18 protein-coding genes are annotated in these 21,653 nt (G+C 68.3%); 5 read left to right on the top strand and 13 right to left on the bottom strand.

Annotated elements, in window-relative coordinates:
- The first annotated feature begins 74 nt into the window (after nt 1-74).
- Both mutL and Sa4125_RS01885 read left to right on the top strand, forming a co-directional pair.
- Nucleotides 75-2,012 (top strand): DNA mismatch repair endonuclease MutL, encoded by a 1,938-nt coding sequence (mutL, locus tag Sa4125_RS01890; RefSeq protein WP_224003118.1) that lies wholly within the window; start codon nt 75-77, stop codon nt 2,010-2,012.
- A 119-nt stretch (nt 2,013-2,131) separates the two neighbouring features.
- A complete protein-coding gene (locus Sa4125_RS01885; RefSeq protein ID WP_224003115.1) occupies nt 2,132-2,368 on the top strand; it encodes a DUF2093 domain-containing protein in 237 nt (78 codons plus the stop codon).
- Between the two features lie 15 nt (nt 2,369-2,383).
- On the opposite strand, the gene lpxK is transcribed toward Sa4125_RS01885, so the two are convergent.
- From lpxK to Sa4125_RS01855, 6 genes are read right to left on the bottom strand one after another with little or no spacing between them, the layout of a single operon-like run.
- Nucleotides 2,384-3,412, bottom strand: coding sequence for a tetraacyldisaccharide 4'-kinase (gene lpxK, locus Sa4125_RS01880; protein WP_224003113.1), 1,029 nt, complete (start codon nt 3,410-3,412; stop codon nt 2,384-2,386).
- A gap of 49 nt (nt 3,413-3,461) precedes the next feature.
- Nucleotides 3,462-4,793, bottom strand: a complete 1,332-nt coding sequence (gene waaA, locus Sa4125_RS01875) for a lipid IV(A) 3-deoxy-D-manno-octulosonic acid transferase (protein WP_224003111.1) — start codon at nt 4,791-4,793, stop codon at nt 3,462-3,464.
- Nucleotides 4,790-5,596, bottom strand: a complete 807-nt coding sequence (locus tag Sa4125_RS01870; RefSeq protein WP_224003109.1) for a lysophospholipid acyltransferase family protein — start codon at nt 5,594-5,596, stop codon at nt 4,790-4,792. The genes waaA and Sa4125_RS01870 overlap by 4 nt, the downstream gene beginning before the upstream one ends.
- Nucleotides 5,597-5,609: 13 nt before the next feature.
- Nucleotides 5,610-5,846: a DUF4170 domain-containing protein gene (locus Sa4125_RS01865; protein WP_224003107.1), complete on the bottom strand. Its 237-nt coding sequence runs from the start codon at nt 5,844-5,846 to the stop codon at nt 5,610-5,612.
- 4 nt (nt 5,847-5,850) lie between these two features.
- The gene (locus Sa4125_RS01860; RefSeq protein WP_224003105.1) at nt 5,851-6,684 is read right to left on the bottom strand and encodes a 3'(2'),5'-bisphosphate nucleotidase CysQ; all 834 of its coding nucleotides are present in this window, start codon (nt 6,682-6,684) and stop codon (nt 5,851-5,853) included.
- A 1-nt stretch (nt 6,685) separates the two neighbouring features.
- A complete protein-coding gene (locus Sa4125_RS01855; protein WP_224003103.1) occupies nt 6,686-8,023 on the bottom strand; it encodes a TldD/PmbA family protein in 1,338 nt (445 codons plus the stop codon).
- Nucleotides 8,024-8,046: 23 nt separating this feature from the next.
- Between Sa4125_RS01855 and Sa4125_RS01850 the strand changes: the two genes are divergently transcribed.
- Entirely contained in the window at nt 8,047-10,017 is a 1,971-nt protein-coding gene (locus Sa4125_RS01850; protein WP_224003100.1) for a monovalent cation:proton antiporter-2 (CPA2) family protein, read from the top strand.
- A 50-nt stretch (nt 10,018-10,067) separates the two neighbouring features.
- Nucleotides 10,068-10,484, top strand: coding sequence for a VOC family protein (locus Sa4125_RS01845; protein ID WP_224007442.1), 417 nt, complete (start codon nt 10,068-10,070; stop codon nt 10,482-10,484).
- Between the two features lie 315 nt (nt 10,485-10,799).
- Here the strand turns inward: Sa4125_RS01845 and Sa4125_RS01840 are convergent, their stop codons facing one another.
- From Sa4125_RS01840 to Sa4125_RS01820, 5 genes are all read right to left on the bottom strand, one after another.
- On the bottom strand, nt 10,800-11,681 hold the full coding sequence (locus Sa4125_RS01840) for a patatin-like phospholipase family protein (RefSeq protein WP_224003098.1): 882 nt from the start codon (nt 11,679-11,681) through the stop codon (nt 10,800-10,802).
- Nucleotides 11,682-11,684: 3 nt separating this feature from the next.
- Nucleotides 11,685-13,013: a pitrilysin family protein gene (locus Sa4125_RS01835; RefSeq protein ID WP_224003096.1), complete on the bottom strand. Its 1,329-nt coding sequence runs from the start codon at nt 13,011-13,013 to the stop codon at nt 11,685-11,687.
- A gap of 23 nt (nt 13,014-13,036) precedes the next feature.
- Nucleotides 13,037-14,476 carry a pitrilysin family protein gene (locus Sa4125_RS01830; protein WP_224003094.1) on the bottom strand — a complete coding sequence of 480 codons (1,440 nt, stop codon included), beginning with the start codon at nt 14,474-14,476 and terminating at the stop codon, nt 13,037-13,039.
- Nucleotides 14,477-14,595: 119 nt separating this feature from the next.
- Nucleotides 14,596-15,159, bottom strand: a complete 564-nt coding sequence (gene rsmD / locus Sa4125_RS01825) for a 16S rRNA (guanine(966)-N(2))-methyltransferase RsmD (RefSeq protein WP_224003092.1) — start codon at nt 15,157-15,159, stop codon at nt 14,596-14,598.
- A gap of 6 nt (nt 15,160-15,165) precedes the next feature.
- Nucleotides 15,166-16,896 (bottom strand): pseudouridine synthase, encoded by a 1,731-nt coding sequence (locus Sa4125_RS01820; protein WP_345944309.1) that lies wholly within the window; start codon nt 16,894-16,896, stop codon nt 15,166-15,168.
- A gap of 74 nt (nt 16,897-16,970) precedes the next feature.
- Here Sa4125_RS01820 and Sa4125_RS01815 point away from each other — a divergent pair, with 74 nt between their 5' ends.
- The gene (locus Sa4125_RS01815) at nt 16,971-17,420 is read left to right on the top strand and encodes a nucleoside deaminase (protein WP_224003090.1); all 450 of its coding nucleotides are present in this window, start codon (nt 16,971-16,973) and stop codon (nt 17,418-17,420) included.
- Nucleotides 17,421-17,516: 96 nt separating this feature from the next.
- On the opposite strand, the gene Sa4125_RS01810 is transcribed toward Sa4125_RS01815, so the two are convergent.
- Both Sa4125_RS01810 and ileS read right to left on the bottom strand, forming a co-directional pair.
- Nucleotides 17,517-18,209, bottom strand: a complete 693-nt coding sequence (locus Sa4125_RS01810; protein ID WP_224003088.1) for a hypothetical protein — start codon at nt 18,207-18,209, stop codon at nt 17,517-17,519.
- Nucleotides 18,210-18,418: 209 nt separating this feature from the next.
- Nucleotides 18,419-21,574: an isoleucine--tRNA ligase gene (ileS, locus tag Sa4125_RS01805; RefSeq protein WP_224003086.1), complete on the bottom strand. Its 3,156-nt coding sequence runs from the start codon at nt 21,572-21,574 to the stop codon at nt 18,419-18,421.
- Nucleotides 21,575-21,653: the final 79 nt, after the last annotated feature.

Raw genomic sequence — 21,653 nt, 5'->3', positions numbered from 1 at the left:
GCAGCGACTAGCTTTCCTCACCTGCCCGGTTCGCCGGGCAGGTGATTCCGTTTTGAAGTCCAGAGCCCCGCCCCATGTCGATCCGGCAGCTTTCAGAGACCGTCATCGACCAGATCGCCGCCGGCGAAGTGGTCGAGCGGCCGGCGAGCGTCGTCAAGGAACTCGTCGAGAACGCCCTCGATGCAGGGGCCCGCCGCATCGACATCGTGACGGCGGGGGGCGGCAAGAGCCTCCTGCGCATCACCGATGACGGCCACGGGATCGCCGCGGCCGAACTGCCGCTCGCCGTGCGACGGCACTGCACGTCAAAGCTTCTCGACGACCTCCACGCCATCGAGACGCTCGGCTTTCGCGGCGAGGCGCTGCCCTCGATCGGCTCGGTCGCCCGGCTGTCGCTGCGCTCGCGGCAGGATGGATCGGCGGACGCCCATGAGATTTCCGTCCATGCCGGCAAGCTCGACGGGCCACGCCCGGCAGCGCTCGGTCGCGGCACGGTGGTCGAGGTCCGCGATCTCTTCCACGCCGTCCCGGCCCGGCTGAAATTCCTGAAAAGCGAGAAGGCCGAGGCCGCGGCGATCACCGACGTGATCCGCCGCATCGCCATCGCCTTCCCCGAGGTGCGGTTTTCGCTGTCGGGGAGCGACCGCAGCGAGACGGTCTTCGAGGCGGCGAGCCCGATCCGCCGCATCGGTGCCGTCGTCGGCCAGGATTTTGCCGAGAACAGCCTCGAGATCGATGCATCGCGCGAGGACATCCGGCTCGAGGGCTTTGCCGGCCTACCGAGTTTTAGCCGCGGCAATGCGCAGTTCCAGTATCTCTATGTCAACGGAAGGCCGGTGAAGGACCGCCTCCTCCTCTCGGCGCTGCGCGGCGCCTATGCCGACGTGATGGCGCGCGACCGCCACCCGATCGCGGTCCTTTTCCTCACGATCGACCCGCGCGCCGTCGACATCAACGTCCACCCGGCCAAGGCGGACGTGCGCTTCCGCGATCCCGGCCTCGTGCGCGGCCTCATCGTCGGCGCGATCCGCGAGACGCTATGGCGCGCCGGCCTGCGCGGCTCGACCGAGGGGGCGGCCGGGCTCCTCGGACGCTTCCGTCCGGGCGGGCAACCGCCGGCCGCCGCCAGCGATGGGGCCGAGCCGCCGGGAGGCGAGCGGGGGTGGGACACGAGCGGCGTCAGCTGGAGCGCGCGCAGTCCCTCGAAATCCTCTTTCGCGGGCTTTTCGCAAGGGGCCCAGGCGGCCTATGCGCCGGACCAGTCTCCCTTCCGGCCGCTCGGCGCCACGCTGGAGGGTCATCCAGCGGACGCCCTTTTGCACGCCCAGCCGAGACTGGCCGAGGAATGGTCCTTTGCCGGCCTGCCGCCCGCGGCACGGACGCCGGACACTCTGCCCGCGGGCGGTGAGCGAGCCGACGACACGTCGGCCCGATATCCGCTCGGCGCCGCGCGAGCCCAGCTCCACGACGCCTTCATCCTTGCCGAGACGGCCGATGGCTTCGTCCTCGTCGACCAGCACGCGGCACATGAGCGCCTCGTCTACGAAGCGCTGAAGTCCGCCATCCACGCCCGGCCGCTGCCGGCGCAGATGCTGCTGATCCCCGAGATCGTCGACCTCCCGGTCGAGGACGCCGATCGGCTGGCCGAACAGGCGCCCGAGTTCGAGCGCTTCGGCCTCGTGCTCGAACGTTTCGGGCCGGGCGCGGTGGCGATCCGCGCCGTGCCGGCGATCCTCGGCAAGGTCGATGGGCCGGCGCTGGTGCGTGACCTCGCCGACGAGCTCGCCGACTGCGAGACCGCCGACAGGCTCCTGCAGAAGATCGACCACGTCGCCGCCACCATTGCCTGCCACGGCTCGGTGCGGGCGGGGCGCACGCTTCGGCAGGAGGAGATGAACGCGCTCCTTCGCCAGATGGAATCGACGCCCGGTGCCGGCACCTGCAACCACGGGCGGCCGACCTTCATCGAGCTGAAGCTTGCCGATATCGAGCGCCTTTTCGGCCGGCGCTGAGGGGATCTGGCCGTGCCCTTCCCGTACACGGGACAAGTCGGCCGCAACGGCGTTGACTTCTCCCGCCGATGGATGCTTCACCCAAGCGATGCGGCCGGACCGCGACGAAGGCAGCGACGATGATGAACCGAATGGATACCGCCGGCGAGGCCAGGCTGAAATATCTCGACGGCGACTTCGCCATCCTGACGCCCGGCGCCTTCGTGCGCTGTGCCGTCACCGGCGCGGCGATCCCGCTCGACACGCTCCGCTACTGGAGCGTCAAGCGACAGGAAGCCTATGTCGACGCCGCAGCATCGCTGAAACGCGAGATGGAATCGGATCCAAGGCTGGCCGCCCGTCTGAAGCAGGGCTGACCCGCCGCCGCTTCCTCAGGCAGGACGGGTGCGGAAGGCGTCGAGGGTCTCCCGGATGATGCCTTCGGGCACCCCGCTCGGCGCGAAGACGAGATCGACGTCGAGCACCGCGATCCTGTCGGCGAAAGCCTCGACCAGCGCGCCGCCGGCCTTGAGCCGCACCGCGTCCTTGCGGGTCGTGACGAGCTGAAGCGCTTGCTGCTCGGCAGCATCGCACAGGCCCTGCAATTCGGCGGCGGTGAAGACATGGTGGTCGGGAAAGTCCCGCGTCTCGACAAGGTCGGCGCCGAGGCCCTCGAGGCTGCGGTAAAACTTGCCGGGATCGGCGATGCCGGCAAAGGCAAGGCAGCGCCGACCGGCGAAGTTGTCCGCGTGGCGCGGCCTCAGATGCGCCGCATAGACCGGCCTGCCGCCCTTGGCGGCGCTGCGGATCGCCGTCTCACCGGCACTCCCCTCGCCGATCACGAGCACGGCGTCGGCATGGCTGATCTGGTCGACCAAAGGCGCGCGCAAAGGTCCCGCCGGGACGACGCGGGCATTGCCGAGGCCGCGTCCGGCATCGACGACGAGCAGCACATGGTCGAAGCTGAGCCGCTGCGACTGGAAGCCATCGTCCATGATGACGAGATCGCAGTCGGCTTCGCAACGCAACAGTTCCGCGCCGAGCTTGCGGTCGACGGCGATGGCCGTCGGCGCCAGACGCGCGAGGAGCATCGGCTCGTCGCCGACATCGCCGGCATGGTGGCGGGCGAGATCGACGAGCAGCGGACCCCGAAGCGCGCCACCATGGCCGCGCGACAGGAAGCCCGGCCTGAGGCCCATCGTCAGCGCCGCCCGCCCCAGCGCCAGGGCCGTCGGCGTCTTGCCGCCGCCGCCGACGGTGAAGTTGCCGATGCACAGCACCGGCAGACCCGCCTCCGCCCGTTCGCCATTGATCAGGCGCCAGCGCGCCGCGGCGCCATAGGCGTAAGCGAGGGGCGACAGCAGCAGGGCCTGCCAGCCCGGCCGGGTCCACCAGAAGTCCGGGGCCCTTGCGGGAATCATCGTCCGGTGCCTGGCGGCAGTGCCCGGTTCGCACTGGCACCGTGCCGGGTCACCGCGGGGCGCCTGTCCGTTCGCCATGGCCGTCGAGACCCATGGCGAGCTTCAGGGGATGCAGGAAAGGGTCCAGCGCCTGGATGGTGCGTGCGAGGCCCCCTTGCATCTCACCGACCGTTGCCGCCGCCGCGGTGATCATCCGTTGCCGCAGTTCCGGCTGTCCGAGGAGCTGGCCGACGTGATCGCGCAGCGTCGCCTCGTCCTGCACCAGCCGCGCGCCGCCGTTCTTCAGGAGCCGCTGATAGGTGTCGCGGAAATTCTGCACGAAGCGGCCGGAGAGGATGGCGGTGCCGAGCATGGCCGCCTCGAGCGGGTTCTGCCCGCCCTCGGCGGCGAGCGAGCGGCCGACGAAGGCGATTTCGCTCAGCCGGAGGTAGAGGCCCATCTCGCCCATCGTATCGCCGAGAAGAATGTCGGTCTCAGGTCCCGGCATGATGCCGGAGGAGCGCCTGACCACCTTGAAGCCCTTGGCGGCGAAACTTTTTTCGAGGGTTTCGGCACGTTCGGCATGGCGCGGCACGATGACGGTGAGGAGTCCTGGATGCAGCGGTTTCAGCGACGCGTGCACCGAAGCGGCGATGTCCTCCTCGCCCGGATGGGTCGAGATCGCGGCCCAGACCGGGCGCGCGCCGATGGCGTCGGCGAAAAGGCGCAGCGTCGCCGGGTCGTGCGGCGGCGGGCTGGTGTCCGCCTTCAGGTTGCCGGCGACGGTGACCGTGCGTGCGCCCAGAAGATGGTAGCGCTCGCCGTCGATCTCGGACTGCGCGACGACATGGGAGAGATTTTCCAAGAGCGCCTCGGCGAGCGCCGGCGCCGCCTTCCACCGCCGGAAGGAACGGTCCGACAGGCGGGCATTGACGAGGACCTGCGGGATGCGCCGGCGCCCGAGCTCCAGCATCGTCATCGGCCAGATCTCGCTTTCGGCCACGATCGCCACATCCGGGCTCCAGTGGTCGAGAAAGCGGGAGACGGAGGGCCGGAGGTCGAGCGGCACGTATTGGTGGATCACCACGCCGGAGAGCCGGTCGCGCACGAGGGCCGCCGAGGTCACCGTGCCGGTGGTCATGACGATCTGGATGTTCTGCGCCGCGATCTGGCGCACCAGCGGCGCGACGGCGGAGCTTTCGCCGACGCTGGCCGCGTGGATCCAGACGAGGGGCCCGGCCGGACGGGCGACGCCGGCAAAGCCGTAGCGCTCACGCCGACGGCCCGCCTCCTCCTTGCCGTGCGCGGCGCGCCAGCCGACATAGGGGCCGAGCAGCGGATAGGCGAGCGCACCGGCCAGACGATAGGCCGTCAGCGCCGCACGGGCGACGCCGTGGCTCATCGCCCCGTCTCCGCCAGAAGTGCCAGCGCCTTCGCATTGGCGGCCTCGATCGCCAGGGTCACCGCGCGGCGCGCTTCTTCCATGGCCTCGGCGTCGGCGCCGGCCGGCACATGGATCGGCGCGCCGAGGACCACGGCAAGGGCGCCGAACGGCAAGGGAACCGTCGTCTTGTCCCAGGATTTTGCCACGACGTAGCGCCGCGAGGTCACCGCGGCAGCCGGGATGATCGGGCGGCCCGACAGCCGCGCCAGGGTGACGATGCCAAGGCCCGCCTCGCGCGGGGTTCCTTTCGGCACATCGGCGATCATGCAGACGCCCGAGCCTTCGGCGAGCTTGCGGCGCAGGACGATCAAGGCGCGCGCGCCGCCCTTTTGCGAGACGGTGTGGCGCACCCGGCCGCCGGAACCGCGAACGGTGTCGATGCCGAAGCGCTCGACCACGCCGGCATTGATCTCGGCATCGGCATTTCGCGACAGGAGAGCGACGTAGGGCAGGCTTTCCGGACGGAAGAACGGGGCGAGAAGATGCTGGCCGTGCCAGAGCGCGACGATCGCCGGATGCTCCCGCGTCAGCACGTCGGACCAGTCGCTCGTCCCCGGGGCCAGATCCTGGGTGCGCCGGACGAAGCGCAGCGCCCCGTGAATCAGCCAGCCGGCGGCTTTCGTCACCGGTGGTCGGCGCAAGATGCGCTGCCCGAGGCGCTTGATGCGGCGCGCGAGCGCGCTGCGGCGCGAACGACGCTTCTCCGGCAGACTTTCGCGTGCCGGCCCGGGGGGGGCGACATGGCCCGTCGTCATCATCATCAAGGTGACGTGGTCACACGCCATCCGGATCGAGAAGTCGGTGCATGTGGACGATGAAGTAGCGCATGGCGGCGTTGTCGACGCTCTGCTGCGCCTTGGCGCGCCAGGCGGTCAGGGCGCTGGCATAGTCCGGATAGATGCCGACGACATCGAGACCGGAAAGATCCTTGAACTCCACCGTACCGAGCGACTTGAGTTCGCCGCCGAAAACCAGGTGGAGACGCTGCTTGCTGTCCTCTGCGGCGGCCATGGCACTATCCTCTTTCAACGGGTGGGGCGAGCTCCGGCGCAGCGGCGGCGGCGAGTTCGACCATGTTCGACAAAGCGTGACCGGCCGCCGCGATCAGCAGGCCATGCCTTCTACCGGCAATCTTGTAAAGTCTCAATTCGCCGGCGCGATCGACCAGCGCTCCGCCCGCCCGCTCCAGGATCAGATCGCCCGCGGCGATGTCCCAGTCATTGGCCTCAGGCCGGATCAAGGTGCCGTCGAGACGCCCGGCGGCGACGAGCGCCAGACGGTAGGCCAGCGAAGGGGCGTTGCGCTCGAAGGACAGTCCGGCAAGGATCGCCGTGCCGAGTCGGCGACGCATCGGATCTGGCATCGAGACCGTCAGCGGGCCACCGTGGCTGCGTGGCGCAAGCTGCAGAAGCGCACCGTTCAGCCGCGCGGTGCCACCGGCGACAGCCGAGAAGACCTCGTTCTTGGCCGGCGCGTCGATGACCCCGGCGACCGGCCGGCCGGCTTCGACCACGGCAATCGAGACGCACCAGGTGTCCTCGCCGCGAATGTAGGAGCGCGTCCCGTCGATCGGGTCGACGACGAAGAAGCGCTGCGGCGACCGCGTCGAAGCGACCTCGGCCAGCGCGGGATCGGTTTCTTCCGACAGCCAGCCATAGTCGGGCCGGGCACCGAGCAGCGCTTCCTTCAGATAGAGGTCGACGGCGAGGTCGGCTTCCGAGACGGGCGAATTGCCCTCCTTGTACCAGACCTGCGGGTCCTTGCGAAAATAACCGAGAGCGATCCGCCCGGCCTCGCGCGCGGCGGTCTCGATCAGCACCAGGTCCTGGTCGAAGCTCGCCGCGACCATCTCAGTTGCCCGCGACCGTCATCACTCCGAGGCCAAGCGTCGGCGAGACGATGGAGAAGCGGGTGTCGAGATCGTTGGCCGGCGTCAGTTGCAGCAGCATGTCGGCGAGATTGCCGGCGATGGTGACCTCCGAGACCGGGAAGGTCAAAACGCCGTTCTCGATCATGAAGCCCGAGATGCCGCGGCTGTAGTCGCCGGTGACCATGTTGACGCCATGGCCGATGAGTTCGGTGACGTAGATGCCATCCTTGATGCCGTCGATCAGCTCGGACGGCGTCACGACGCCGGGCGTCACGATCACGTTCGTGGAGGACGGCGACACGCCGCCGCTCGAGCGCGAGGCGCGGGCGTTTCCGGGCAGGCCGAGCTCGCGGCCCGTGGCGCCGTCGAGGATCCAGTTTCTGAGGACGCCGTCCTCGACGAGGACCAGCGGCGCGCCGCGCAGGCCCTCGCCGTCGAAGGCGCGCGATCCCGGCCGGCGCCGCAGCAACGGCTCGTCGGTGATCGATATCGATGCCGGGAGGATCTGGGCTCCCATGCGGTCCTTGAGGAAACTCGTCTTGCGCGCGATCGCCGCGCCGTTGATCGCGCCGACGACATGGCCGATCAGTCCGCGCGCGACGCGTGGATCGAAGACGATCTCGTATTTTCCGGTCGGCACCATGCGCGGGTTGACGCGCGCCACGGTGCGCTCGCCGGCCCGCCGCCCGATGTCGGCACTGGCGTCGAGGTCGGCGGCGAAGAGGCGCGAATCGTAATCGTAGTCGCGCTGCATCTTGACGCCCTCGCCGGCGATGACGCTGACCGAGCGTGAAAAACCCGAGCGCATGCGGGATCCGGAAAAACCGGCCGAGGTCACGAGCACGAGGCCCGTGGCGCTGACGGAGGCGCCGGCACCGCCGGAATTCGTCACGCCGTCGACCGCCCGGGCGGCGTCCTCGAGCGCCATCGCTTCATCCACCAGCGCGGCGCTCGCGATGACGGTGTCGTCGTAGAGGTCGAGATCGAGGTCGTCGCGGGAGAGATCCGACGGGTCGGCGAGGCCCGCATAGGGGTCCTCCGGCGAGACCTTTGCCATCGCCACGGCGCGCTCGACCAGCGGGCCGATATCGGCGCGCATGTCTGCCGAAACGGTCGCAATGCGCTGTCCGACGAAGACCCGCAGCGACACGTCCTCGCTTTCGGCCGATTCGGTGTCCTCGATCTTGCCGAGCCTCACCGAAGCGCCGCGGGAGTGCGAGCGGACGACGGCGGCGTCCGCCGCATCCGCACCGGCCTTCAGAGCGGCCTCGATCAGCCGCGCGCCGACGTCGAGAAGGCCTCGGGTCTGATCATCCATGGATTTTGCCTGCTGGTTTGTGCATGGGGAACATCTATGGTGCAATGCCATGGAAGCCAAGCGGCGTGACCGGCTTATGTCACCCGCCGCGCCTGCGGCTCTTCTTCCCACCCAACCGTCGGACGCCCGTCTTGGAAGAATCACGCGCCCTGTTTCTGGAAGTCATCCTTTTGCTCGGCGGCGGGATCCTTGCCGGCACGATCTTCAAGCGCATCGGCCTCGGCACGGTGCTCGGCTATCTCTTCGCCGGCATCGTCATGGGACCGGTGCTGCGCCTGATCGAAGGCGACGGGACGGAGATCCTGCATGTCGGCGAACTCGGCGTCGTCTTTCTCCTTTTCATCATCGGGCTGGAGCTGAAGGCGAGCCGCCTCTGGGCGCTGCGCCGGCAGATCTTTGGCCTCGGCCTGACCCAGGTCGCGCTTTCCGGCGCCGCGATCATGGCGATTGCCGTTCTTCTCGGGATCGACTGGCGGGCCGGCTTCGTCATCGGCTTCGGACTTGCGCTGTCGTCGACCGCGTTCGGCCTGCAGCTGCTCGAGGAGGCCGGGGAGACGAACACCCGTCACGGCCAGGCGGCCTTCTCGGTCCTCCTGTTCCAGGATCTGGCCGTCGTACCGCTGCTGGCGATCCTGCCTTTCCTCGCGCCGACGGCCGATCCGGCGGCCGGGTTCGACCCCATGCAGTTCGTCCTGTCGGTCGGGGCGATCGTCGTGCTCATCGTCGCGGGCCGCTATCTCCTCAACCCGCTGTTCCGCGTCATGGCCAATTCCGGCGCGCGCGAGGTGATGATCGGCGCGGCGCTCTTCGTCGTCCTCGGCTCGGCCATGCTGATGGCGGCGGCCGGGTTCTCCATGGCCATGGGCGCCTTCATCGCCGGCGTGATGCTGGCGGAATCGAGCTACCGGCACGAGCTGGAAGCCGATATCGAGCCTTTCCGCGGCATTCTCCTCGGCCTCTTCTTCATCGGCGTCGGGCTGTCGCTCGACCTTTCGATCATCATGCGGGACTGGCTGACCATCCTCATCGCCACCCCGGCCCTCCTCGCCGCCAAGGCGGTGATCCTCTATTGGCTGTCGCGCCTCTTCGGCGAGAGCCACAACACCGCCGCGCGCGTCTCGGCCCTCCTGCCGCAGGGCGGAGAGTTCGCCTTCGTCCTGTTTGCGAGCGCATCGGCCAATGCGATCTTCTCGGTCGAGATGTCGTCCCTGCTGGTAGCCATCGTCACGCTGTCGATGGCGCTGACCCCGCTGACGGCGTGGATCGGCAACTGGCTGTCGGAGGAACTCCAGGAAGAACAGCTCGACGAGGACTTCGAGGGCGCCGGCTCCGATGTGCTCATCATCGGCTTCTCACGCTTTGCCCAGATCGCCGCGCAGGTGCTTCTTTCCAACGGCACCGACGTGACGATCATCGACTCCTCCGCCGAGCGCATCCGCAATGCCGCGCGCTTCGGCTTCCGCATCTATTTCGGCTCGGGTCTGCGGCGCGACGTTCTGGAAGCGGCGGGCATCCGCAAGGCCAAGATCGTCGCCGTGTGCACCAACAAGGCCGAGACGACCGACCAGATCGTCAATCTCATCCGGTCGGAGTTTCCGACCGTCAGGCTGTATGTCCGCTCCTACGACCGCAACCACTCCCTGTCGCTGCTGGCGCGCGGGGTGGAGTACGAGATCCGCGAGACGCTGGAATCGGCCCTTGTCTTCGGCGCCGAAACGCTGCAGGGCCTTGGCGTCGAGCTCGACATGGCAGACGCGATCGCCGAGGATGTCCGCCGCCGTGATTTCGAGCGGCTGAAGCTGCAGCAGGTCGAAGGCATCTATGCCGGCATGGACATGATGGAAAAGCGCAAGGCAACGCCCGAGCCACTGGTGAGGCCAAAGCCGAGGCTCCATCTTGTCGATGGTGCGGCGGAAGCATCTGGCGGCAACACCACGGCTCCCGCGCGGCCGCGCCGACGGCTCTTGGGAAGACGACGGACGAACGCCGAATAGGCGCTGCGTCAAACCCCTTTTGAAACAAGACTCGCAGGACAACCATGTCGATCACCCCCTTCCATCTCGCCTTCCCGGTCCGCGACCTCGACGAGACGCGTGACTTCTACCAGGACGTCCTCGGAGCAAGGATTGGACGGTCGTCACCGAACTGGGTGGATTTCGATCTCTTCGGCCATCAGCTTTCGGCCCATCTTCGGCCCGGAGCAGGTGCTTCAGCTGATCGCGGGCAGGTCGATGGCCACGCCGTGCCGATTCCGCATTTCGGTGTCGTTCTTACCATGCCGGAGTGGAAGGCGCTCGCCGAACGGCTGACCGTCCGCGACGACGTCGACTGGATCGAGCGTCCGATGCTGCGCTTCGAGGGTCAGCCGGGGGAGCAGGCGACCCTCTTCCTCTACGACCCCTCGGGGAATGCGCTCGAGTTCAAGGGCTTTGCCGACATGGCGTCGGTCTTCGCCGCCTGACCGCGGGCACTGATCCCGGCGAGCGGCGGCGGGCCTGATCAGGCCTTCGTTCGCGCCGCGGGTCCGCCCGGCCCGCGGAATTCTTGAGTTCGGAGGCGCTTTTCAGCGCCTTGCCGCCGTCTTCCCGCACGACCGTATTGGCCGGCTTCTCATCATCCCGAGATGGTCGGCGCCTATGAAGCGGAAAGGCTCGATCCCGATCTCTTGAAGGGCCGGCTTCGCGCCGGGCTGACACGGGTCGAGACCGGCATGATGCGGTTTCTGGATGAAGTCGCGAGGCATGAGGCGCGCTTCGCCTTTGCTGAGGCGTGCGCCTCAGACGGCGTGGAGGATGGCCGTCGCTTCTTCTTCCGGCTCGGGCTCACGCTCGAGGATCGGGCCGAGCACACGCTTCACCTCCTCGCGCAGGGGCGCGGTATCGTCGAGGATCATCTTCGTCTTCAGAAAATCAAGGACGCCATAGCTATCGACGGAGGGTCGCAACAGGACATCGGGGGGCGAAACGCGCAGGCGTGTCTCGGTGATCGACTGCTGCATCAGCTGCGAGGCCCCGACCAGCGCCTCGAACGGGCTGGGCAGGCGTTCGGGATGGGCAGTGGCAGGTCCGCCATTGACGTCGCTGGCGACGATCAGGCCAGCACGTCCGCGCAGCTGATCGAACGGCAGGGGGTTGTAGATGCCGCCGTCGATCAGGACCACGCCCTCGCGCAGCACGGGACGGAAGATGGCGGGCAGCGCGGCGGAGGCGGCGAGCGCGCTGACCAGATCACCGGTGCGGATCGCGACCTCCCGACGGCCGTAGAAATCAGTCGCCATCACCGTCAGCGGGATGGCGAGGTCCTCGAAATTCTCGTGCATGCCCGGCGGCAGGAAGGCGCCGAGAATGCGCAGGATGTTCAGCTGTCCGAAGCGCACCCCGCCATCGGCCCAGAACTCGGCAAAGCTCGGCGGCCGCGTCGCCCAGATGCGCCCGGCGATGCCGCGCGACGTCGCAAAGCTCGATAGCGCGAAATCGTGAACCGCCGCGCCTGACATGCCGCTTGCATAGGCGGCGCCGATGATCGCGCCGATGGACGAGCCGGCGATATGCACCGGCCTGATGCCGAGATCGTCAAATGCGGAGAGGACGTGGATATGCGCCAGTCCCCGTGCCCCGCCGCCGCCGAGCGCCAGTCCGATGCCGCCCGGCTGCGACATGGATCAGGCTCCGGCGGGGCCGACGGTGACGACGGTCGGTTCGACCGACAGCAGCGCCTTCGCGATCCGCCTAACGTCCTCGAGCGTCACGGCGTCGATCAGATCCTGGCGTTTGTCGATGTAGTCGATGCCGAGATTGTCGAGCTGGATGCCGACGAGGGTGGAGGCGATCGACAGCGAGGAATCGAGGTTCTGGATGGCGTAGGACCCCTTCACATAGGCCTTCGCCCTGTCGAGCTCCTCAGGCGTCGGCCCTTCATCGGCCATGCGCTTCATCTCCTGGCGGATGATGTCGATCGATTCCTGGGCCTTGTCGGCGCGGGTCGCGGTAGAGGCACCGAGGACGGCCGAATGGTCGAACGAAGCGAGGAAGGAGTTGGCGCCGTAAGCAAGACCGCGCTTCTCGCGCACTTCCTGATAGAGACGCGAGGAGAAGGAACCGCCGCCGAGAATGTGGTTCATGAGATAGGCCGGGAAGAAGTCCTTGTCGTCGCGCTTCACGCCCGGCAGCACGAACTGAATCGTCGTCTGCGGCACGTCGAGAGTCACCGAGGCGGTCTTGCCGGCGACCGGGGCGACATCGGGGATGTCGGGCAGGGTGGCCGTCGCGGGCAGTGCGCCGAAGACGGCGTCGAGCTGCTTGCCGAGTTCGACCGCGTCGATCGCACCGACGACCCCGATGACGAGGTTGTCCCGGGCAAAGCCGTTCTTGCGATAGGTCTCGAGGTCTTCCCTGGTCACCTTGTCGAGGCTGGCGACGGTGCCGTCGCTCGGCCTTGCATAGGGATGGCCGGGAAAGGCCGTCTCGCGCCAGGCCTTCGAGACGAGCTCGCCCGGATCGTTCTCGTTGGCGATGATGCCGGTTTCGATCTGGCCGCGGATGCGCGACACCGGCTCCTCGTCGAAGCGCGGCTGGTTGACCGACAGGCGCAGGAGCTCGAAGGCATCGGCCTCGTTCTCGACGAGGGTACGGAAGCTGCCGGTGAAGTTGTCGTAGCTGGCGCTGTAGGAGAGGCTCACGCCCAGCGTGTCGAGCTTCTCCTGGAAAGCCTGGCTCGTGATGTCGCCGGCGCCCTCGTCGAGTAGGCCGGACATCAAATTGCCCGTGCCTTCCTTGCCGGGCGCGTCGGCGGTCGAGCCGGCGCCCTCGAAGGCAAAATTCACGGCGATCAGCGGGTTGGTGTAATCCTCCACGAGGAGAGCCTTTATGCCGCCGGGGCTGACGACCTCCTTGATGTCGACGGCCTCGGCCGGAGCCATGGCGGCAAGGGAGATGCCGGCGGTGAGAAACAGCGCCGTGGCGGTGGAGAGCGGTCGCTTGAACAGTGTCATGGGTCGCAGGCCTCGGTGTCGGTTCAGGAGCGGGTATCGGTCGCGGGAGCCGGCAGCAGGTAGCCGGTGACCGAACGCTTCGGCTGCAGATATTTGCGGGCGACGGCGCCGACACTCTCGACCGTCACCTTCTCGATGCGGTCGGGATAGCTGTCGACATCGGCAATGGTCAGCCCCGTCGAGATCGCAGCGCCGTATCGGCGGGCGAGCGCGGTCTGGCTGTCACGCTCGTAGACGACCTGCTTGCGCACGCGGTTCTTGGCGCGCTCGAGTTCCTCGGGCGTGATCCCGTCCTTGAGGAGTCGTGCGATCTCGGCATCGATCGAGGCTTCCACCATGGCGATGTCGGCCGCGCCGCGCGGCGTGCCGTAGACGCCGAACTGGCCCTCCTTCAGCGCCGAGCCGGCATTGTAGGCGCCGACGCCGGCGGCGATCGCCTGGTCGACGACGAGCGCCCGGTAGAGCCGGCTGGTGGTGCCGCCGCCGAGAACATCGGCAAGGACGTCGAGCGCCTCGGCCTCGCCGGGCTCGGCGGTGGTGTCGGACGGCGTCAGATAGCCGCGCTGCAGGGATGGCTGGGTGACGCGGGCGTCGGTCAGCGTGACCGTGCGGGCGGCCAGCGGTTCGGGCTCGGTCGGCCGAAGTGCGGCCCGGTCCTCGCTCTCGGCCCGGCGCTTGACCTTGCCGAAGGTCTTTTCCGCCAGCGTGCGGACTTCCTCGCTGGTGACGTCGCCGGCGACGATCAGCGTCGCGTTGTTGGGCGTATAGTACTGGTTGTACCAGGCGATGGCGTCGTCCTTGGAGAGCTTCTCCATCTCGTGCCGCCAGCCGATGATCGGAATGCCGTAATGGCTGTTCTGATACATCGCCGCCTGCACCGCCTCCTGCAGCTGGGAGCCGGGATTGTTGTCGACGCGCTGGCGGCGCTCCTCGAGGATCACGTCGCGCTCGGGCAGGACAGCCGCGTCCGAAAGGACGAGGTTCTCCATCCGGTCGGCCTCGAATTCCATCATCTGTTCCAGCGACTGCGACGGCACCTGCTGGTAGTAGGCGGTGTAGTCGGACGAGGTGAAGGCGTTCTCCTCGCCGCCGATGTCGGACACGGCGCTGGAGAAGACGCCGGCCTTGTGCGTCGTCGTGCCCTTGAACATCAGGTGTTCGAGGAAATGCGCGATGCCGGAGACGCCGGGCTTCTCGTCGGCAGAACCGGCACGATACCAGACCATCTGCGTCACCACGGGGGCGCGGTGGTCGGGCAGGACGACGACCTGCAGGCCGTTCTCCAGGACGAAGCTCTCGTTCTTCGGGCGCTTCGCCTCGGCCTGGGCGAGGCGCTCGGCCGACGTCATCGCCGTGCCGGCCGGCTGCGACGGAACGGTCGCCATCTCGGCGAGGGCGGCGGACGAAAGGAGCGTGGAAAGGGCGAGAGCGCACAGTGTCGCGCGGCGGGAAACTCGGTGCATCGTCATTCGATCCCTGAACTTCTGTCGAAACGTGAGCTGACCTATGGCCGAGGCCAGACGTCTGCGCCAATTACGTTTTTGTTAGGGTCCACAGGGCTTTCGCAGGACTGGCGCAAAGCTCAGGCCGGTTCGGAAAGGCGCAGGAAGCGCAGGACCGTCTCGCCGGTGGAGCGCGTATCGTCGATGACGAACCCCTGCGGCAGCTCGAAATCGGCGCTGGTCGCCTCCTCCAGAATGCACAGCGCACCGGGCGAAAGCCAGCCCTCGCGGCGGGCCTCGGTGAGCGCCGCCTCGCCGAGACGCCTGCCATAGGGCGGATCGGCAAAGAGCACGTCGAAGGGCTGAAGCGCGCCGACGGGGCCAAGCTTCGTCGCGTCGCGCCGGAAGATGCGCGTCGCCCCGGTCAGGCCGAGTGCCTCGATATTGGTTCGCAGCAGGCCGCGGCCCTCGGTGCCCTCCTCGACGAAGAGGCAGTATTTCGCGCCGCGCGACATCGCCTCGAGGCCCAGCGCGCCGGTGCCGGAGAACAGGTCGATCACGCGGGCGCCGTTCAGCACCTGGGCGTAGCCATGCTGCAGGATATTGAACAGCGTCTCGCGGATGCGGTCGGTGGTCGGGCGGATGGCGTCGGTCTTCGGACCGGCCAGCGCCCGGCCGCGAAACGTTCCGCCGACGATGCGCATCCGGCCTTAACTCCGCGGACCGCGCTTCGGGCCGTCGGAAGGGCCACGCTTGGCGCCGTCGCGCGGCGCACCGGGACGGCTGCGGGGCGCGTCTCCAGAGCCCGGCCGGCTGCGCGGTCCGTCGCCGGTGGAGGGCCGGCTGCGCGGGCCATCGCCGAGCGGTCGCGGTTTCGGTCGGTCGCCGGCACCGGCGGCGCCCTGGGAACGAGAAGCACCGCCGGCGCCCTGCGGACGGGGCGCGCCGGGGCCGCGTGCGGGACGCGCGCCGTCATCGCTTCGTGCCTTGCCGAAGACGGGCTTGGGGCGATCGCCACGGCCCTTGGCACGTTCCTCGCGCACGGCCGCCTTCTTCTCGCCGATCGGACGGGCGCCGGGCGCCATCCAGACATTCGCCATCCGGCGCGGACCGGTCGGCTTTTTCGGCGCCTCGGCCTCCTCGCCGGGCTTGCTCGCGCGCGGACGGTCATCGTCGCGCGGCGGACGGTCCGAGTAGGACGGGCGGTCGTCCCGCGCCGGCCGGGCATCGCGCGAGGGGCGCGCGTCGCGGTCCGGCCGTGGCGGCCTGGTGTCCATGCGGCCGAGGGCGTCGGTGCGCTTGGCATCGCCGAACTTCTTCTTGTTCGGCCGTTCGCCGGCCGCCGAGACCCATTCGCTCTTCGGCTTCGGCGCCTCTTCCTTCTTCTCCGCCTGCACCGTCTCGTTGGTGAAGGTGTTGATGATCGGCGCGTCGAAATCGGCGCCCGATTCCTCGATCAGCCGGTCGCCGAGCTGGTCGCGCAGCATGCGGCCGTTGATCTCGCGCACCGCGCCTTCGGGAATGTCGCCGAGCTGGAAGGGGCCGAAGGACAGGCGGATGAGGCGGTTCACGTCGAGGCCGAGATGGCCGAGAATGCGCTTCACCTCGCGATTCTTGCCCTCACGCAGGCCGAGCGTCAGCCAGACATTGGCGCCCTTCTCCGAATCCAGCGTCGCCTCGATGGCGCCGTAGAAGACGCCGTCGACGGCGATGCCCTGGCGCAGCGCGTCGAGCTGCGCCTGCGTCACCGTGCCGTGGGCGCGCACGCGGTATCGCCTGAGCCAGCCGGTTGCCGGCAGTTCGAGAATGCGGGCAAGGCCCCCGTCATTCGTGAGAAGCAGCAGCCCCTCGGTGTTGATGTCGAGGCGGCCGACGGAAAGAACGCGCGGCAGGTCTTCCGGCAGCCGGTCGAAGACCGTCGGACGGCCCTCGGGATCCCGATTGGTGGTGACAACGCCGGCCGGCTTGTGGAACAGCCAGAGCCGCGTGCGCTCGATCGGCGTCAGCGGCTGGTTGTCGACCTCGATCCGGTCCTTGCCGGTGACGACGAGGGCCGGCGTGTCCAGCACCTTGCCGTTCACCTTGATGCGGCCGTCGGCGATCATGCCTTCGGCGTCGCGGCGCGAGGCGATGCCGGCGCGCGCCAGCCGCTTGGCGATGCGCATCGAGCCGGCGGGCTCGTCGGTCTCGGGCGCGGGCGAACGGCCGGGCCGAGCGTCGTCGCGCGGCTTGCGGTCGGAACTGCGGGCCTTGTCGGCCATGCCCGGCGCATCCGTGTCGAACTTGGTCGGATAGGATTTGCGTTGGGGCCCGGCGGCGGGGCGCGGCGAGGCGCCGAGTGGCCGCGGCTTGAACACCCGCTTTTCGCCGGGCGCTTCGGCCTTGCCGTCGCGGGGCTTCCAGCCCTTCTTTTCGTCGTTGCCGTCGCTTCTGTCGTTCATGATCTTTGCCTTTTGCTCGGCGGTGCTTATCAGGTCCGCGGAGGTCGGGCGAGTGCCGGACGACGGGGAATGCCATGAGACGCCAGAATTACATGGAACTTGCCCTGGAAGAAGCGCGGGGCGCCGCTGCGCGGGGCGAGGTGCCGGTGGGGGCGGTGCTCGTCTCGGACGGCGTGGTCGTCGCCCGCGACGGCAACCGGACGCGGGAGACGCACGATCCGACCGCGCATGCCGAGATGCTGGTGATCCGCGCCGCCTGCCGGTCGCTTGGGCAGGAGCGACTCACCGGCTGCGACCTCTATGTGACGCTCGAACCCTGCGCGATGTGCGCCGGTGCGCTATCCTTCGCGCGGATCAGGCGGCTCTATTACGGCACGGGCGATGCAAAGGGCGGCGCGGTCGACAACGGTCCCCGCTTCTTTGCGCAGCCGACCTGCCACCACGCGCCGGAGGTCTATCCGGGCATCGCCGAGGAGGCCTCCGCGACGCTCCTGCGCGGCTTCTTCCAGCAAAAGCGCAGCTGAGCTGCCGAGGCAGCAGCATCGCACCACGACGGCGGGAAAAGAGCCCTCGCCCCACCCCTGCCGAAGCCGCTCGCGACCATTCGTCGGCGACCGTGCCTAGAACGGCAGGAGGTTCCGCAGCTTGGTCCCGATGCTCTCGTCATTGCCCTTGATCCGCGCTTCCTTGACGCGCTCGTCAACGCCGGGATCGCCCACCGGCGCCGAGGCCGAGGGCTGGCGATAGGCGACGGGCGGCTCGCTCAGATACTTGCGGGTCGTCGGCGAGCCCTGCTTGCTCTCGCGCAGCCTTGCCTGGAAGGCGCTGCGGCTGGAGTCGAGCTCCTCGGGCGACAGCGTGGTTTTGGCGCGGTCGTTGACGAACGGTTTGACGGTCTGCGTATTGGCCGCCATCTGCTCCGACGTGATGCCTTCCTTGTCGGACAAAGCGACATCGGCGCTGATGACATCGCTGCGGCTGTTGCGCGCGTCTGCGGCAGCCTTGATCCGGGCGCTCCGGACTTCCGGGGATTCCGGCCAGTTCGGATCGTTCTCAGCCGACACGCCGTCGCGCGGCGGCGGCAGGATCGAGGTATCCGAAGGCTTCACGAGTTCGGCCCGCGGGGCGTAGGAGATCGCCTTGGCCTCGTCGTTCCTGGAGCCGAGCGACAGCATGCCGTCGAGGTCTCCGATCAACTGCTCGCCGGCCGTCTTGCCGGTGCCGTAGGTCGGTCCTACACAGCCGGACAGCGCCACAGCCATGGCCGCGGCGCCGATCCCGCTTGTCGCGATGCGTGTCTTACGAAGCTTCATCGTCTTCTCGGCCCCCTTGCCGATTTGCCGTCATGGCCTGCGACCGGCGTCCCCAACCGCCCGCAGCCATAGACCGCAAATTCTGTCGATTTCCGGGCCGGTTCTACGGCAAGCGCAGGTTTCGCGCAAGAAAAGCCGGAGTGTTGCGGCGACGTCCCAGCGCCGCGACGCCGCGAAGGTTGCCGCGTCGACAGAGCCCATCGCCTCTTTCAGTCCGCCAGCCGGCCGAGTGCTGCCAGTTCCCGCAAGGCCGCGGCATCGCGGGCCGAGACGTCCGGATAGGCCGGATCGCTGCCAACATCGCGGGTGATCTTCCATGAACGGGCGCATTTGCGCCCTTCGGCCAGTTCCGGGACGACCGCGACGCCCGGCGTATCCGCCAGCGCGAAGGCGCCGGCGGGCGCTTCCTCGCCCGCTATGGAGATGTCGCTGGTGATGGCGATCTCGGCCAGATCCAGCGACTGCGCCAGCGCCCGCATCTCGGCGTCGGCGATGTAGACGACGGGCGCCGCCTCGAGCGAGGAGCCGATGCGCTTGGCCCGGCGCTCTTCCTCGAGCGCGCCGGTGACGACGCGGCGGATGCGCCGGACGGTCTGCCAGCGCGCCGCCAGCGCCTCGTCGGCCCAGAGCGGATCGACGGTGCGGAACTGTTCGAGATGCACCGAGCGGGCGCCGGGATGACGCGACAGCCAGGCCTCCTCCATGGTGAAGGGCAGCATCGGCGCCAGCCAGGTGACGAGATGATCGAACAGCGTGCGCACGACCTGGATCGACGCCTTCCGGCGCAGCGAGGACGGCGCGTCGCAATAGAGCGCGTCCTTGCGAATGTCGAAGTAGAAGGCCGAGAGCTCGATGCCCATGAAGTCGGTCAGCGCCCGCGAAACGCGCTTGAAGTCGAAATCGTCGTAGCCCTTGCGCACGACCTTATCGAGCTCGTGCAGCCGATGCAGCATCAGCCGCTCCAGCTCCGGCATGTCGGCGAAGGCGACATCGTCGCCCGCGTCGTGGCCGAGCGTGCCGAGCATCCAGCGCAGCGAATTGCGCAGCTTGCGGTAGGCGTCGATATTGGTCTGGAGGATCGTCTTGCCGAGGCGCAGGTCCTCGGAATAGTCGGAACTGACCACCCAGAGCCGGAGGATGTCGGCGCCGGACTGCTTGATCACCTCCTGCGGGGTGACGACATTGCCGAGCGATTTCGACATCTTGCGCCCGTCCTCGTCCATGACGAAGCCGTGCGTCAGCACCGCATCATAAGGCGCGCGGCCACGGGTGCCGCAGGATTCCAGCAGCGAGGAATGGAACCAGCCGCGGTGCTGGTCGGAGCCTTCGAGATAGAGATCGGCGGGCCATTTGAGGTCCGGCCGCTTCTCCAGGCAGAAGGCATGAGTCGAGCCCGAATCGAACCAGACGTCGAGGATGTCGCGGACCATGCTCCATTTCGCGCCGTCGTGCTCGTTGCCGAGAAAACGCTCCTTGGCGCCTGTCGCGAACCAGGCGTCGGCGCCCTCGGCGGCGAAGGCCGCGAGGATGCGGGCATTGACGGCCTCGTCCTTCAGGATCCCGCCGTCCTCGTCGACGAAGACGGCGATCGGCACGCCCCACGCCCTTTGGCGCGAGAGCACCCAGTCCGGCCGGTCGGCGATCATGCCGCGCAGCCGGTTCTGGCCCGAGGCCGGCACGAAGCGCGTGTCCTCGATCGCCTTCAGCGCCCGGCCGCGCAGCGTGTCGTCGGCAAGGCCGAGCTTCTCCTTGACGAGGTCGAGCCCGCCGAGCCCGTAGCCGCCGAGATCCTGGTCCATGTGGACGAACCACTGCGGCGTGTTGCGGAAGATCACCGGCTTCTTCGAGCGCCAGGAATGCGGGTACTGGTGCTTCAGCCGGCCGCGCGCCAGCAGATTCCCTTCCGCGATCAGCGCCGCGATGATGCGGGCATTGGCGTCGCCCTTCTTGCCCTTGTCGTCGATGACGCGGGCCGGGCCCTCCGGCGCGTCGGGGCCGAAACCGGGAACGTCCTTGGTGTAGAAGCCGTCATCGTCGACGGTGAAGGGGATGGCGGTGTCGATGCCCTTCGTCTCGAGCAGCCGCTTACTAGAGGTCCAGACGTCGAAATCCTCGCGACCATGGCTCGGCGCGGTGTGGACGAAGCCGGTGCCGGCCTCGTCGGTGACGTGCTCGCCTTCGAGGAGGGGGACGGGGAAGGCGTAGGCTTCCGACCCATCGATCTCCCCCCTCGAGGGGGAGATGGCCGGCAGGCCAGAGGGGGGCACGCTGCCGCCGACGTCGGCGAGGGGCTGATTTGTGAGCGCAGCACCTGGACCACCCCCCTCTGCCTTGCCAGGCATCTCCCCCTCAAGGGGGGAGATCGGCGGCTTCGGCGTCGGGCGGAAACCCTTGAGGGGGTGGGCGAGCGTGAGCTGTGCGAGGTCCGCGGCTGAGACGTCAGCCACACGAACGTACCCCCCCTCCGGCACCCGCGCCTTGGCGAAGACGTCGGCAGATAGCTTGTCGGCGAGGATCAGCTTCTCGCCGAAGGCCGCCCAGCGCGGGGCTTCCGCGTCGTCGGGCGCGGTGACCTCGTAGAGGCCGTACTGCACGCGATCGGAGTAGGCCACGGCGCGGTTGCCGGGCATGGTCCAGGGCGTGGTTGTCCAGATGACGACGGAGGCACCCGCCAAGTCGCCGCCGTCACGCACCGGGAACTTCACCCAGACCGTGTCGCTCTCGTAATCCTCGTACTCGATCTCGGCCTCGGCCAGCGCGGTCTTCTCGACCACCGACCACATGATCGGCTTGGAGCCGCGGTAGAGCTGGCCGGACATGGCGAATTTCAGGAGTTCGCCGGCGATCACCGACTCGGCGCCGAAATTCATCGTCAGATAGGGGTCGGCGAAATCGCCCTCGACGCCGAGGCGGCGGAACTCGGCCGACTGCACGCCGACCCAGTGCGCGGCGAACTCGCGGCATTCCTTCCGGAACTCGTTGACCGGGACCTCGTCCTTGTTCTTGCCCTTGGCGCGGTAGGCCTCCTCGATCTTCCATTCGATCGGCAGGCCGTGGCAGTCCCAGCCCGGCACATAGTTGGAATCATAGCCGCGCATCTGGAAGGAGCGGGTGATGACGTCCTTCAGGATCTTGTTCAGCGCGTGGCCGATGTGGAGCGTGCCGTTGGCGTAGGGCGGGCCGTCGTGCAGGACGTATTTCGGCCGGCCGGCGGCGTCCTTGCGCAGCGCCTCATAAAGGTTCTCGGAATCCCAGCGGGCGATCCATTCCGGCTCCTTCTGCGGCAGCCCGGCCCGCATGGGGAAATCGGTCTCGGGCAGATAGAGGGTCTTGGAATAATCGGTCGTTTCGGCAGCGTCGCTCATGTCGGATCTTTTTCATGTTCGCGGGCCGGAAAACGGCGCGGCGCGGAGAATGTCGTCGCCGCGGTGCGGGCGGCGCGTG

Source organism: Aureimonas sp. SA4125, assembly GCF_019973775.1.
In the GTDB taxonomy this organism is placed as follows: domain Bacteria; phylum Pseudomonadota; class Alphaproteobacteria; order Rhizobiales; family Rhizobiaceae; genus Plantimonas.
The sequence above is the reverse complement of the archived record's forward strand: the minus strand, read 5'-3'. Positions and strand labels throughout refer to the sequence as shown.